The organism is Haladaptatus salinisoli (assembly GCF_020614375.1).
Classification (GTDB): Archaea; Halobacteriota; Halobacteria; order Halobacteriales; family Haladaptataceae; genus Haladaptatus; species Haladaptatus salinisoli.
Map to the genome: position 1 here is coordinate 1 of NZ_CP085327.1, position 13,964 is coordinate 13,964.

At 66.7% G+C, this 13,964-nt stretch carries 10 protein-coding genes; 3 read left to right on the forward strand and 7 right to left on the reverse strand.

Annotated elements, in window-relative coordinates:
- Positions 1-52 precede the first annotated feature (52 nt).
- Both LIX00_RS00005 and LIX00_RS00010 read left to right on the forward strand, forming a co-directional pair.
- On the forward strand, positions 53-2,197 hold the full coding sequence (locus LIX00_RS00005) for a CDC48 family AAA ATPase (protein WP_227354136.1): 2,145 nt from the start codon (positions 53-55) through the stop codon (positions 2,195-2,197).
- Between the two features lie 44 nt (positions 2,198-2,241).
- The gene (locus LIX00_RS00010) at positions 2,242-2,769 is read left to right on the forward strand and encodes a type 1 glutamine amidotransferase domain-containing protein (protein WP_227354137.1); all 528 of its coding nucleotides are present in this window, start codon (positions 2,242-2,244) and stop codon (positions 2,767-2,769) included.
- Between the two features lie 42 nt (positions 2,770-2,811).
- Here the strand turns inward: LIX00_RS00010 and LIX00_RS00015 are convergent, their stop codons facing one another.
- Positions 2,812-4,305: an HTTM domain-containing protein gene (locus LIX00_RS00015; RefSeq protein WP_227354138.1), complete on the reverse strand. Its 1,494-nt coding sequence runs from the start codon at positions 4,303-4,305 to the stop codon at positions 2,812-2,814.
- A 93-nt stretch (positions 4,306-4,398) separates the two neighbouring features.
- On the opposite strand from LIX00_RS00015, the gene LIX00_RS00020 reads away from it, so the two are divergent.
- Positions 4,399-4,650 (forward strand): Lrp/AsnC family transcriptional regulator, encoded by a 252-nt coding sequence (locus LIX00_RS00020; protein WP_227354139.1) that lies wholly within the window; start codon positions 4,399-4,401, stop codon positions 4,648-4,650.
- On the opposite strand, the gene LIX00_RS00025 is transcribed toward LIX00_RS00020, so the two are convergent.
- From LIX00_RS00025 to LIX00_RS00050, 6 genes are all read right to left on the reverse strand, one after another.
- Positions 4,651-5,292 (reverse strand): pyroglutamyl-peptidase I, encoded by a 642-nt coding sequence (locus tag LIX00_RS00025; RefSeq protein WP_227354140.1) that lies wholly within the window; start codon positions 5,290-5,292, stop codon positions 4,651-4,653.
- 506 nt (positions 5,293-5,798) lie between these two features.
- Positions 5,799-8,636, reverse strand: coding sequence for a DEAD/DEAH box helicase (locus tag LIX00_RS00030; RefSeq protein WP_227354141.1), 2,838 nt, complete (start codon positions 8,634-8,636; stop codon positions 5,799-5,801).
- 275 nt (positions 8,637-8,911) lie between these two features.
- Positions 8,912-9,652 carry a metallophosphoesterase gene (locus LIX00_RS00035; protein ID WP_227354142.1) on the reverse strand — a complete coding sequence of 247 codons (741 nt, stop codon included), beginning with the start codon at positions 9,650-9,652 and terminating at the stop codon, positions 8,912-8,914.
- On the reverse strand, positions 9,652-11,295 hold the full coding sequence (locus LIX00_RS00040) for a hypothetical protein (RefSeq protein WP_227354143.1): 1,644 nt from the start codon (positions 11,293-11,295) through the stop codon (positions 9,652-9,654). Before LIX00_RS00040 ends, LIX00_RS00035 begins: the two co-directional genes overlap by 1 nt.
- Positions 11,292-12,563, reverse strand: a complete 1,272-nt coding sequence (locus LIX00_RS00045) for a Single-stranded DNA binding protein (RefSeq protein WP_227354144.1) — start codon at positions 12,561-12,563, stop codon at positions 11,292-11,294. Before LIX00_RS00045 ends, LIX00_RS00040 begins: the two co-directional genes overlap by 4 nt.
- Positions 12,564-12,587: 24 nt before the next feature.
- The gene (locus tag LIX00_RS00050) at positions 12,588-13,958 is read right to left on the reverse strand and encodes an arylsulfotransferase family protein (protein WP_227354145.1); all 1,371 of its coding nucleotides are present in this window, start codon (positions 13,956-13,958) and stop codon (positions 12,588-12,590) included.
- Positions 13,959-13,964 lie beyond the last annotated feature (6 nt).

Sequence of the window (13,964 nt, forward strand, 5' to 3'; positions counted from 1 at the left end):
AAAGGCGTTGCCCCGGGAAACCCTGAAGACGGTCGGGCGACGAGTAAGCGACATGACGAAAGAACCGACGGTTACGCTCACCGTCAGGGGCGCGGAAAAGCGAGACGGCGGGCGTGGCATCGCCCGCATCGCGGACGCGGCCCGCCAGCGACTCGGCGTGCTCAGCGGGGACACCGTCGCCCTCGACGGCGAGCAGACGACGGTCGTGAAGGTGTGGCCCGCCGCCAGTACGCTCCCGGAGAACACCGTCCAGATAGACGCCGAAACGCGGGCGAACGCCGGCGTCCGAATCGGGGACGAGGTGTCGGTGCGACCCATCGCCGTCTCGGACGCCGACTCGGTGACGGTCGTTCCGAAGGCGAACTTCTCGCTGGACGACGTCGACACCCTCGAATCCGCCGCGAAGCGCGAACTGTTGGACCGTCCCGTGAGCGCGGGCGAACGCGCTCGAATCGAGCGACTCGGCGACGCGGGCCTCTTCGTCGTCTCGAAGACCGACCCCGACGGAACCGTTCGGGTGACGAGCGAGACCGACGTGAACGTGTCCCTGTCCAACCTCGCGGAGTCGGCGACGCCCGCGAAGTCGGACGACGACGCGTCGCTGACCGAGGTGACCGGCGCGACCTACGAGGACATCGGCGGGCTGGACGAGGAGCTTCGACGGGTTCGGGAGATGGTCGAGCTCCCGCTCTCGAACCCCGAGTTGTTCCGCCGCCTCGGCATCGACCCGCCGAAGGGCGTCCTGCTGTACGGTCCGCCCGGCACCGGGAAGACGCTCATCGCCAAAGCCGTGGCGAACGAGGTGAACGCCCACTTCGTCTCCGTCTCCGGCCCGGAGGTGATGAGCAAGTACAAGGGCGAGAGCGAGGAGCGACTGCGCGAGATATTCAACGAGGCGGAGGAGAACGCGCCCGCCATCGTCTTCTTCGACGAGGTGGACAGCCTCGGCGGCAAGCGCGACGAGGAGAGCGACATGGAGAACCGCCTGGTCGCCCAACTGCTCTCGCTGATGGACGGGCTCGAATCGCGGGGCGAAGTCGTCGTCATCGGGGCGACCAACCGCGTGGACGCCATCGACCCGGCGCTCCGCCGCGGCGGGCGCTTCGACCGCGAGATCGAGATCGGCGCGCCGGACGAGGGCGGCCGACGCGAAATCCTCGAAGTCCACACCCGCGGGATGCCGCTCGCCGACGACGTGGCCGTCGACCGCCTCGCCGCGACCACGCACGGGTTCGTCGGCGCCGACCTCCACGCGCTGGTCACCGAGGCGGCGATGGCCGCGCTCCGCAGGGCGCGGGACGCGGGGTCCGACGACGAGGCGCTCCTCTCGGTCGAGGTCACCCGCGAGGACTTCAACACCGCGCTGACGAGCGTCGAACCCTCCGCGATGCGCGAGTTCGTCGCCGAAGCGCCCGAGATATCATTCGACGACGTGGGCGGACTGGAGGAGGCCAAACGGACGCTTATCGAAGCCGTCGAGTGGCCGCTCTCCTACGCCAACCTCTTCGAGGCGACGAACACCGAACCGCCGAGCGGCATCCTGCTTCACGGACCCCCCGGTACCGGGAAGACGCTCCTCGCCAGGGCCCTGGCGGGCGAGAGCGACGTGAACTTCGTCCACGTCGCCGGACCGGAGCTGCTCGACCGGTACGTCGGCGAGAGCGAGAAATCGGTCCGCGAGGTGTTCGAGCGCGCCCGACAGGCCTCCCCCGCCATCGTCTTCTTCGACGAGATAGACGCGCTCGCGTCCCAACGCGGCGAGTCGCACGAGGTGACCGAGCGCGTCGTCTCGCAACTGCTGACCGAACTCGACGGGCTGACCGAGAACCCGAACCTCGTCGTCCTCGCGGCGACCAATCGCTACGAGGCCATCGACCCCGCGCTCCTCCGCCCCGGCCGACTCGAATCGCACGTCGAGATTTCAGCGCCCGACGAGGCCGGACGGCGCAAGATACTGGCCGTCCACGGGAGCGACAAACCCCTCGCGGACGACGTGGACCTGGACGCGCTCGCCGAGGAACTCGACGGTTACACGGGCGCGGACCTCGAGGCGCTCGTCCGGAACGCCTCGATGCGGGCCATCCGCGAGGCCGCCGACGAGTGGGGTGCGGAGGAGGCGAACGAGCGGGCGGACGAGATAATCATCGAGAAGCGCCACTTCGACGTGGCGCGCGAGTTCGTCCGGCCGACGACGTAGTTAGCCATCAGACTTAGGCGCTCGACCCGACTAGTGCGTCTGCCATGCGCACGCTCATCGTAACCGGCGACGGAGTAGAGGACGCGGAGTTCACGTACCCGTACTACCGACTGCAGGAGCGGGACGTCGACGTCGACGTCGCGACGCCGAACGGGGAGTCGTTCGAGAGCAAGCACGGCCAGTCGTTCGACGCCGCCACCCTCGCCATCGAGGACGCCGAGGCCGGCGAGTACGACCTGCTCGTGCTCCCCGGCGGGCGCGCGCCGGAGAACCTCCGACTCGAAGCGCCCGGCGTCCCCGACATCGTCCGCGAGTTCGACGCCGACGATAAGCCCATCGCGTCCATCTGCCACGGCGCGCAACTGCTCATCAGCGCCGACGTGCTGGAGGGGCGCGACGCGACCGGTTACTGGTCGCTCGAAGTCGACATCGAGAACGCGGGCGCGAACTTCGTGGACGAGGAGGTCGTGGTGGACGACAACCTCGTCACGTCGCGCAACCCGGACGACCTCCCGGCGTTCATGCGCGAGACGCTGACGTTCGTCGGCGAGGAAATCGAATCGCCGGTGTAGAGGGGATTTTTGCGCCGAGACGAGGTTCTCGTCAAATCGTCGTCACGAGCTTCCGCCGGAAGAACACGAGTGTTGGACGAGTTCGACCCTGCTGGTCGATTCGGGGCCGTCGAGTCGCGTGGGTTGCTCGACGTAGTAGACCGTGACGTTCACCAGTTTATTTTGGTGGTTGCTGTTCCACTGATGGCAGAGGTATCCGGCGAACCGGTGGTCGAGGTCGTCGTTTCTCGCACGTCGCAAGTCGAGCAGATACACCAGCCAGCGATGAGTAGGGTACGTTTGCGCCACCTCTCGCGGTCGCTCCCATCGAACCGCCGACCGATGGAAGGCGTCGACTCGCTCGCCGGATTCGAGTCGCCCGGGAACCGCGTACCAGCCGTCCGTTCCCCGCGGTTCCGGCGCGAACATATCCCAGCGGCGCTCCTCGGGATTCACCGCCGAGTCAGCACCGGTCGGTAGTTCTGCGTAGCCGAGCGACGCGGCGTTCCAGACGAGGACGAACAGCAACAGTGCCGTCACGACCGCCGGGACGACTCGTCGTTTCCACCGACCGACTGTTGTCGGAAGTGCTGAGAAAGCGGTTATCGGAACCGCATCGCCGATTCGGTCGCGCCAGCGGTGCAACCGAGTGGCGTCGAACGGGAACCGTCTTTCCGCCGCGTCCCAGACGACACCGGGGAAAAATGGAATCAGCGCGGCTATCGAAATCAGCGGAAAGAGACCCAGATTCATCGTTAGAAACATTCCGAAGTGCATCGCCGCAAACAGCGCGGCGAACAGTGCCCGCGACCACCCCGTCAGTAGCAGCAACAACACCGACGAGAGAACCATCGCGAGCCAGATTTTGCTAAAGAATCGAAGCAAGGTCGGGACCTGGGCTACGTAGTCTCCGAGCAGTACGGTCAATTGGTCTAAACTAAACACGTACCGAATCGCGTCACCGCGTATCCAAAGGTCGCCTCGAAGTTTGAGGAGGCCGTTCACGGTGTAGATTATCACCACCTGCACCAGCAGCGCGGCGGACGCGACGCTCGCTGTGCGTCGTTGGGAATTCTCCTCGCAGAGGGAATCGACCGACCAGCGTTCCCCGAGGGGTAAGAACAGTCCCCAGATCAGGAGTCGTCGGAGAACCGAGTCCCCAGCGTTCAGCACGAGTGGATTGCGCGCCTGCAGTGACACCAACAGAACGAGCGACGCGAGCGTTGCGAGCGTCGTTCGATAGCCGAGTAGGAGCGACAGGGCGACCGCGCCGGCTACGAGGAACAGAAGCACTTGCATCCACACGTCACCGGAGAGGGCGTGAATCGAGAGTCGAGAAAATCCGGGAAACTGCTCGAAGAGAAGCGAACGTGGCAGGACACCCGCGTCGGTATAGTGGGCCACGAGGTCGCGCGAACGAAGGAGCAAATCCGTGAGGAGGAAAACGCCGAGCGAAATCCGGAGGGCGGCGAGTGCGCGCGTGTCGACATCGAACCGACGAAAGAGCGCGTCTCGACCGCGAATTTGAGCCTTCGCTACGAACGCGCAACCATTCATAACCGGGGGTTGTAACGAATCGGAATAAGTCTTCTATCTTCGACCAATCGGGACGAACGATTCTGCCACAACGTCTACTAGCCGCACCGTAGTATGGTCCACGTTACCATGACGAACGCCTACGTTCACATCCGCGCCGAACCGACGTCCGTGATGCACGCCGCCCGCGAGGTCGGCGAAATCGACGAGATAACCGCCGCACACGTCGTGACCGGCGAGTACGACGTCATCGCGCAGGTCGAACTGGACGACCCGAGCGACCTCCCCCGAGTCGTCACCGAGAAGATTCAGGAAGCGCCGCCGGTCGAAGGAACGAGGACCAGCGTCGCCTACGAAGTCGAGTAGTCACCCGGCCAGCGTCACCTCGAACGTCCGCCGAATCGCCTCGGTCTGCAACGCCAACGGGAGACTCGGCTCCACCGACGCGCCGCTCGTCCCGTCACCCTCGCGCGCCCGCCGAGCGGCCTGTTCGGGCGTGCAGGGGAGGTGGACGAACCCCATCGACGTATCCCGATTTTCGCGCTCCAAGTACGCCAGCGTCGAGTAGAGGACGTTGTTGCAGAGGTGCGTCCCGGCCGCGTTCGAGACGCGCGCCGGAATCCCGTCTTCGAGTAAGCGCCGGACGACGGTGACGACGGGCAGCGTGGCGAAGTAGCCCGCCTCGTCGCCGGGGCGGATGCGCTCGTTTCGCGGCTCCGCGTCGGCGTTGTCGGGCGTGCTCCCGCAGTCGTCGACGTTGATGCCCACGCGCTCGACGCTGATGCCGGCCCGTCCCGCCGCGAGGCCGGTGGCGACGACGGCGACCGGGTCGACGGTTTCGACGAGCGCTCGCATCTCGTCCGCGGTTCGTTCGAACTCGACCGGGAGGACGCGGCCCGCGATTTCGTGACCCGCCACCTCCTCGCCGTCGAGTTCGCGCGCGATCCGTTCGCTGGGATTCTCGTCGTGGTCGCCGAAGGGTTCGTAGCCCGTCAGGAGGAGCGCCATGGCGGTTCGTTTTCGGTAAAGCGGCTTAGTTGGTCGCATCGCGGAAGTGCGGATTTTGTCGCCTAGCGCCGTCCGAAGAACGCGGTGACGTAGCGGACGGTTTCGCTGCTCCGAAAGCCCTCACGCGCACCAGTCCCGCGGACCGCGCTGCGCGCTTCGGTCGCTCCCTGTAGTCGCTCCCCGTTGTGCTCGCGGGTTCGGGGTTCCCGGAGCGAGTTCGCCCTTTCGGTCCACCAGGGTATCGAAAGTCGGCCAGCACGACTCCCGGTGGTTGGTCGGCCCGTCGAGACCGTCCGTTGGCGGGCGTGCGAAACGCTTCGGCGAGAGGGTCTTCCGAACCGTACCGAGAAATGTGATAACGGAATGGAACGATACCTCGACCATGCGACCGCTCGTCGGCCCCGGCGGTTCCGATTTCTCGGCGCGGAAACGGCCGCCATCCCCCTCGGAATCCGGCTCTGCTGGAAGGCTGCTCGCCGGTTGAACAGTCGCGTCGCAGGCCGCATCTAGTCCCAGAACGCCTGCGTTCGGGCGTACTCCCGCTCCCGGGCGAGGATGTCGCGGTAGAAGTCGTCCTCGTCCTCGCGCAGTTTGGCGATGATTCGGGCGGCGTTCTGCGGGCCGACGCCGCGGGCCGCCAGCGCGACGACCGCCTGCTTTCCGTGGCTCTGGACGAGGTTCGCGGCCTTGTACGCGCGCTCGGTCATCTTCTCCTGTTCGTCGTCCTTCTCGTTCGCTCGGACGGCTTTCACCACCTCGTCGGCCCACGGGTTGAGCGCGGCGATTCGCGTCGAACCGCACTCCGGACACTTCGGCTTCTCGGCGACGCGCTTCACCTTCGTCTTTCGCTTCCACTCCCGACAGTGCAGGCAGAGCAGGATGGTTCGGTCGTTCCGAATTCGCTCCCGGACCGTCTCGATAACGCTGGCGTCGGCGTTCTCGGGCGCGAGCAGTTCCCGACCCGAGGAGCGGCCGCCGCTTCCGACCGGGGTTCGCCCGCCGGTCGAGACGACCTCGAGGTCGCCCGCTCGAATCGCCCGCAGCACGTCGCCCGCCCGCTCGACTTCGAGGTCGTCGTGGAACACCTCTCGAACCGCCTCGTCGTACATGGGGGTGTCCTCCAGCGCGCCGAGCAGGCGACCCATCGACGCCGGATTTCGCCCCTCCCATCGATTCAGCGCGCCGAACTTCGCGGCCACCTGCGCGAGGGTGAACTTGAGGGTGTCCGATCGCTTGAGCGAGAGTTCGATGAGCGGGCCGACGTGGTCGGGGTCGGTCGTCTCCAGCACCTCGACGACCTCCCGTCCGTCGACCTTCGGCGGCACGTCCAACTCGATCCGGTAGGGATCGATCTCCATCCCGACCGACGACCCCGTGCGCTGGCCGACGAGCGAGGAGAGCACGCGCCCGAGCGTCTCGTTCACCTTGTGGCCGAAGCAGGCGTTGACGACGATTTTACGGGGGGCGTGCTCCACGACGATTCGGTCGTTCGTCGGAATCGGCGTCTCGGCTTCGGCCTGTCGGTCGACCTGTTCGAGCGCCGATTCGGCGGTGTACCGGTCGGTCGGATAGCGGTTCGCGAACTCGCGGGCGACTCCCTCCCGCGGTGCGCCGCGCTCGAACTGGGGCCCGGCGACGGCGCGCATCTCGCCGACCTCCTGGGCCACCTCGAACGGAACCGGAATCTCCTCGCCGACCCACGACGGAACCTCGCCGCCGGGGTCTTCGATGGGCGAGACGTTGACGCGGCCCTCCTCCTCGTCGATTTCGGCGATGCGCCACATCTCGCCGCGCTGGATGAACACCTCGCCGGGTTCCGCGAAGTTGACGACGAACCGCTCGTCCAGCGTCCCGACCTGCGACCCGCTCGCCATATCGTAGACGCTGTAGGTCTCCTCGTCGGGAATCATCGAGAGGTTGGCGTAGAAGTACTGCCACGTCTTGCCCGACTTCTCGATTCGGTCTCGCTCCTCGTCCAGCCACACCAGTCGATTGCCCTTCAGTTCCCGAACGACCTCCTTGAACTCGCCCTCGTCGAGGTCGCGGAAGGGGTAGGCGCGGGTGACGATTTCGTATGCCCGGCGGGCGTCTATCTCGCCGAAGTCCATCGCGAGACCGACGATCTGGTTCGCCACCGTGTCGAGGCTCCCGTGGTGGATGTCCGCCGGTTCCACGTCGCCCTCGGTCGCGCGCCGGGCGATGGCCATCGCTTCGAGCGCGTCGTCCGGGTTGGCCGTGACGATGGTCCCCTCCGACACCTCGTCCATCCGGTGGCCCGCGCGTCCGACGCGCTGGAGCAGGCGCGCGACCTCGCGCGGACTCTGGTACTGCACGACGTGGTCGATTCGGCCCACGTCGATGCCGAGTTCCATCGAGGAGGTGCAGAGCAGGGCGTCGAGTTCGCCCGCCTTGAACCGGTCCTCCACGTCGATTCGCGTCTCCTTCGAGAGACTCCCGTGGTGGACGCCGATATTCGCGCCGAGTTCCTTGAACCGGGAGCCGAGCGCCTCGGCGGTCTGGCGCGTGTTGACGAAGACGAGCGTCGAGTCGTGGTCGTCCACGATGTCCCGAATCGCCCTGACGTGACTGGCGATGTCGGGGTTCGTCATCAGCTTCCTCGCCAGTCGCTCGTCCTCGTCCCGAATCTCGGGTTCGCGCACCCGGAAGTCGACCTTGCTCCCGACGTCCACCTCGATTATCTCGCAGCCCCGACTCCCGGTGAGGAACTTTCCAACTTCCTCGGGGTCGCCGACGGTCGCCGACAGCCCGATTCGCTGGAACTCGCCCGCGAGTTCCTGCAGGCGCTCCAGCCCGACGGTCAACTGCGCCCCGCGTTTCGCGCTGGCGAGTTCGTGCACCTCGTCCACCACGACGTGGCGCACGTCCTCCAACGCGTTCCGCAACTTCGACCCGGTGAGCATCGCCTGCAGCGTTTCGGGGGTCGTCACCAGCACGTCCGGCGGGTCGTTCGCCTGTTTCTGTCGTCGGTAGTCCGTCGTATCGCCGTGGCGCACGTCGATTCGCACGTCGAGCGTCTGGCCCCACCACTCCAACCGCTGGCGCATGTCGCGGTTCAGCGCCCGAAGCGGCGTGATGTAGAGCGCGGAGATGCCGAACTGCGGTTCCGCCCGCGCTATCGAATCGAACACCGGCAACATCGCCGTCTCGGTCTTGCCAGTCCCGGTCGGCGCGATGACGAGGCCGTGTTCGCCCTCCGCGAGCGGCGGAATCGCCCGCTTCTGGGGTTCGGTGGGCGTCGAGAAACCCCGTTCCGAGAGCGCCGACCGCACCTCGGAGCCGAGTCGCGCGAAAGCCGCAGAATCCGCGGCTTGCTCGTTCTGCATCGGATTTTCGGATAGGGGTTCGAGCGAATTAAGTCCGTTGCCTTCTCGGGAAGTCGGTGGTTTTGAACAGGGATTTGGACTTGGTTACGAGAGCATCATTTTCCCTACGTGGGAATCGATGGTTCCGCGGTAGAGCTGTCATCGAAAGTCCGCGAGGGCTTTCTGAAAGCTCGCGACGATGTTTCGGTCGTCCGAACGGGGGAGGACATTCTGGAACTCGAAATCGGGGGTCCCGGAAGCGAGTACACCATCAAAATTCGCGTCCGTACACCGTCTCAGATCGTATCGTACCGCCCCAACCGAGCGCCGTCCAGCAGGTACGCCTCGCCGTCCGAGATTCCCTCGGGCAGAAACGGCGCGAGAAAGCCCTGTCCGTCGACGTTCACCCACGTCCCGCCGGTCAGGTCGTTGAACGCGGGAAAGACTATCAGTTCGCCGTCGATGTCCAACTCCTCCCCCGCTCGCTCCTCGAAGGGGTCCGGATTCAGTCCGCCGCGCAACCAGACGCGCTCCACGCGACTTCCCCCGACCGTGTCCTCGAGTCGCACGCAGGGGTGTTCGTGGCCGACGCAGACGGCGTCCCCCGAGAGCACCCCCCGAGAGGGCCACGTGTGCCCGTGGACGAATCCGACGTCGCCGAGGCGGATTCCGTCGCCGGGCGTCACGTCGCACTCGACCCACGATTCGATGTCGCCGTCGTGGTTGCCCTTCACCAGCGTCGTCGGAACGTCGATGGCTTCGAGCAGGACTTCGATTTCGCCGCGCTCCGCGCCGCCCGGTCCGGCGATGGAGTGCATCAGATCGCCCAAAAAGACGACGCGGTCGGGGTCGGCGCGGTCGACGAGGGCGCGCATCCGCTCGCGGCGCGCTTCCGCCCGGCTGTCGAGGTTGATGCCCTGCTCGTACCGCAGCGCGTCCTCGATTCCGGCGTGGTAGTCCGCCACCACCAGCGCGCGCTCGTCGCCGAGGTCGGCGGTCGCGGCGGGTTCGCCAGGAATCGGTTCGACCAGCGCCATCAGATGGGCTTCAGGGTGTCCTCGCCGGACTCGTAACACCGCCCGGCCATCAGCGCGTCTTGCAGGGCGTCCTCGACGTCCGCGGGCGACACGTCGTACGCATCGACCATCGCGGCCAACAGGCGTTCGCGCTCCACGCCGTCGCCGCCGTTCAGCTCCTGCATCTTCTCCATCACGGCGTTTTCGAGGTTTTCGGGGGCTTCCGTCTCCGCCCCACCGTCCTCGGCGTCGGGTTCGGACTCGACGGTCCGCTCCGCCTCCGGTGCCGATTCGGCGCTCGTCTCGGGTTCCGGTTCCGTCTCGGGTTCGGATTCCGGTTCGGGGGTCGGCTCCGGTTCCGGTGCGGTCTCCGTCTCCGGTTCGACTTCGGGTTCGGACTCCGGCGTTTCGATGTCCGATTCGCCGGGGTCGCCGATCTCCCCGCCGGTCGAGAACTCGGTGCCGTACTCCTCCTCGATTCGCTCGCGTTCCCCCTCTTCGAACTCGTACATCTCGCCGCCACCGCTCTCGTCCGGCGATTCGGCGTCGAAATCGCCCAGTTCGTCCTCGGACTCCCCGGCGTCGAAGTCGCCGAGTTCGTCGTCCGCGGCGGGGCCCTCTTCCTCGGCGTCGGTCGCGTCCGGTTCGCCGCCCAGTTCGGGCTCTCGGGCTTCCGCGGGGGGCGTCGTCGCCTCCGGCCCGGAGTCGGGCGCGGCTTCCGATTGCGTTTCCGACGCGGACGTTTCGACCTCCGAGTCGGGAACTGACTCGGAGTCGAGCGTCGGCTCAGGTTCCGTCGACTGCGGTTCCGTCGCCTCCGTTTCTGCGTCCGTTGCCGGCTCCGTCTCCGCGTCGAACGCCGGTTGGGACTCTCCGCCCGCTTCGACGTCCGCCGCGGGTTCCGACTCGATACCCGCCTCGGGAGCTATCCCGGCGGCGTCGAGCGAGGCGTCGAAATCGACGGTCGCATCGCCCGGCTCGTCCGGTTCCGCGTCGAGCGTCCCGACTTCGTCCCGCTTGCCCGCGACGACGCGGGCCGCGTCGAGCGCCACGTCCCTGACCGTCGCGAGGTACGGCGTCGTCGTGTGGTAGTGGTCGAGCGCGAGGGGGATGCCGGACGCGAGTCCGGCGTCCACGTCGTTCGCTTCGAGCGTCCGCCGGAGGCTCTCTCCGCGTTCGCCGGAGTCGAGCGCCTGCGCAAACGTTCGCACGCGCGCGAGGGTCTGCTCCGCGGTCTGCACGGTCCAGCGGTCGCGGGTCTCCGCGTCCACGGTGTTGACGCTCTCGGGGCGAATCGACGTGTACACCGCGTCCGAGTCCTCCGGCTGGAAGGTTCGCGCCTTGCCCGTCACGGCGACGAACATCGGCGGCTCGGCGCGTTCGAGGAACGCCAGCGCGTCCGGTTGGTACTGCCCGGCGTAGACGACGAATCCGCCGGTCGGGTCGACGATTCTCGCGCGGAGCACCTCGTCGCCGACCTGTTCGACCTCGGTCAGCACGCCGACGACGAACAAGCGGTTGATTCGCGCCCCGGTCGGCGTGACGACGTAGTTCGGCGCGCGCTCCTCGTCGCTGTCCGAGTGTTCGAGGCTCGCGTCGTCGTACTCCGCGGCGAAGATTCGCCACGCGACTTCCCGGCGTCCGGCACCGCCTTGGGAACTCATGCGTCCACCCCCGAGAGGAGGGATTTCGCGCGCTCCGTCGGGTCGTCGGCGGTTTCGTCGAACTCGCTCGCTTCGAGGTTCGCGCCGTAGTCGTCGACAGAGAGGTTGCCGCGGACGCGGAACTCGAGTCCGACGATGGTGTCCCGGATGGTGTCCGCGACGACCTCCTGATCCATCGCGTCGCGCGCCTGCTGACGGGCCTTTTCGAGACCGCCGCCGTACACCTCGGCCGTGAGTTCGTCGTCCAGGATGGCGGTGACGGTGCCGGTTCCGTCGTCCACGATGGCTTTCACGCGCAGGTCGTCCTGTCCGTCGACCTGTCCGTGACTTCGACACTGACCCTTCTGGATGACGCGCCCGCACTCGGGGCAGCGTTGGATGAGTCCCGACCCGTCGCGAACCGCCACGACGTTACCGAGCACCTCCACGTCGAACGCGCCGCCCGTCTCGACGGCCTCTCGAACGGACATTCGGGTCGCCGTGTCGCGCACGTCCACCTCCCGTGAGAGGGGTTCGACCGTCGTGAACTCGGAGAAGTTGATGGAGGGGACGCCGCGGAACTCGCGGACGTAGACGTTCTCGGCGCGGATGGTCGCGCCTTCCTCCAGTCCGGCGCGCGCTTCCCAGTCGGTGAACGGAAGCCGGGCCGACTCGTCGGCGACAACGCCGCTCTTGATGGTCGTCTCGCCGTCCCGGCCGTCGATGACCTTCTCCTCGACTTCGAGCACGGTCAGTTCGAGCGCGACGCCCCTGTCGCCGGGTTCGACCTCGGCGAGCGTCGAATCGCCGCCGACGTCGTAGGGGACGTCGATGTCCGTCTCCTCGCGGGCGACGTTGGTGCTCTCGCCGAGGTTGAGCTCCGGTTCGCCCTCCCACTCGCGGACGTTCGCGTTGCCCGCGGTGATAACCTGTCCCGGCGCGAGGCTGAAATCGTTCCACGCGGTGTACGATATCTTCCCGGTTCCGTCGGCGAGTTCGCCTTCGAAGATGACCTGCTCGTTTCCTTGGTATCGGATCGAGCGTTTGCCGACCGTGAGCACCTTCGCGGTGACGGTGACGTTGCCCATCTCGGTCGTCACGTCGTCTATCTCGACGGTCGACGGCGCGGCGCTCCCGCCGCTTCCGCCGCCGTACTTCCGGCGGAGGCTCTGTTTGGCTTCCTCGACCGGAACGCTGTACTCGATGAGGTTCTGCAGGTCGGCTTTGACCTCCTCTTTGTCGACGCCGAGGTCGGAGGCAAGCGCCTCGGCATGGTCGTCTACGTTCATCACCCGGAGTTGGGACGGGATGGATTAAAAGTGTTCGTCGTCGCTCGTTTCCCGGGAGATTCGAATCGGGAGGTGCGTCTCGATTTCGAGATTCGCGTTCCGAAGTTCGAAGCCGACCCAGACGAGCAGCGTCAACAGGGCGACGAGCACCGCGACCAGTTCGCCGAGTCCGGCCCACATCGGCAGGACGAACCAGAAGCCGTTCACGAACTTCTTCGAGAAGAGCGCGTGGGCCAGTCGCTCGTAGATGCCGCGCTCGGCCACGCTCGCGGTGGACGATTCGATTCCCACCCGCTCCGCGCTCGGTCCTCTCGCGCTCTCGTCGCCGGTTCCCAGGCGCTCGACCTCGTAGGGCGAGTAGAACGGCACCGTCCAGATGACCTCGCCGAACCGGTTCACTTCGACAACGCGGTTCCCGTTGGTGTCGGCGACCAGCGTGTGACCGTTCGGCAGGCGGTCGGCGTCGCGCGTCCAAACGGTCTCCGAGTCGTTCCACACCCACGACTGTCGCCACTCGCCGTCGACGCGTCGATACTCCACGACGCGGTCGTTCAGCGAGTCGGCGACGACCACCGCAGGGCCGCCGTGCTCTCGGGGAATGTAGTCGGGATTGTGCTGTTCGTACAGCGTACTGAAGTTGTCCTCCGCGCCGAGCGTCCACGACTCCATCAGGCCGCTCTCGTTCAGGAAGACGACCTGGTCTTGGTTGCGGAGGCTGACCATGTAGCGTCCGTCCGGCAGGCGCTCCACGTCGTTCAGGTGCGCCCAATCGACGGGGTACGGACCGCCCTCGGTGATGGGGAAGTCGTCCTGCGCCTCCCACCGCCACGTCGTGATGCCGGTGGTCGTGTTGACGACGTACACCTGGTCCTGATGGATGTCGCCGACGAGGAGGCGGTCGTCGTCGATTCTATCCACGTCGTGCCAGTTCGCGCCCCTATTCTGCGGGATGATCCGCGAGTAGACCCGCGTCTTCTCGCCCGTCGTGAGGTTCGCCCGCTCGACGAACGAGAGGGTGCACTTCGCGTCGCACGCCTCCGCCCGCGGGCCGGTCAGCGGTTTCTCCGCGACGTACTCGACGGTCATCGACTCCCCGGGGACCGGGTCGACGTCGAAGTAGCCCACGTAGGCGTCGTCGTGGTAGCGCACCCGACCGTCCGGACCGAACGCGACGAGTGCGGACTTCTCTCCGTCCATCCCGTGCCCCGCGATTACGGTGACGCCCCCGCTCGGCGGGGCGACCGATTCGCGCTGCTCGAGCGGCGCGCTCGCTTGGTCGCGGTACTCGCCGACCGCCTCCCGAACCGGGGAGGTGGCGTACGTGAAGCTGACCGCGACCGAACAAAGGAGGAGCAGGGCGGCGAAAAACGCTCGAAAGGCGTTCCGAGTAACCATCGTCAG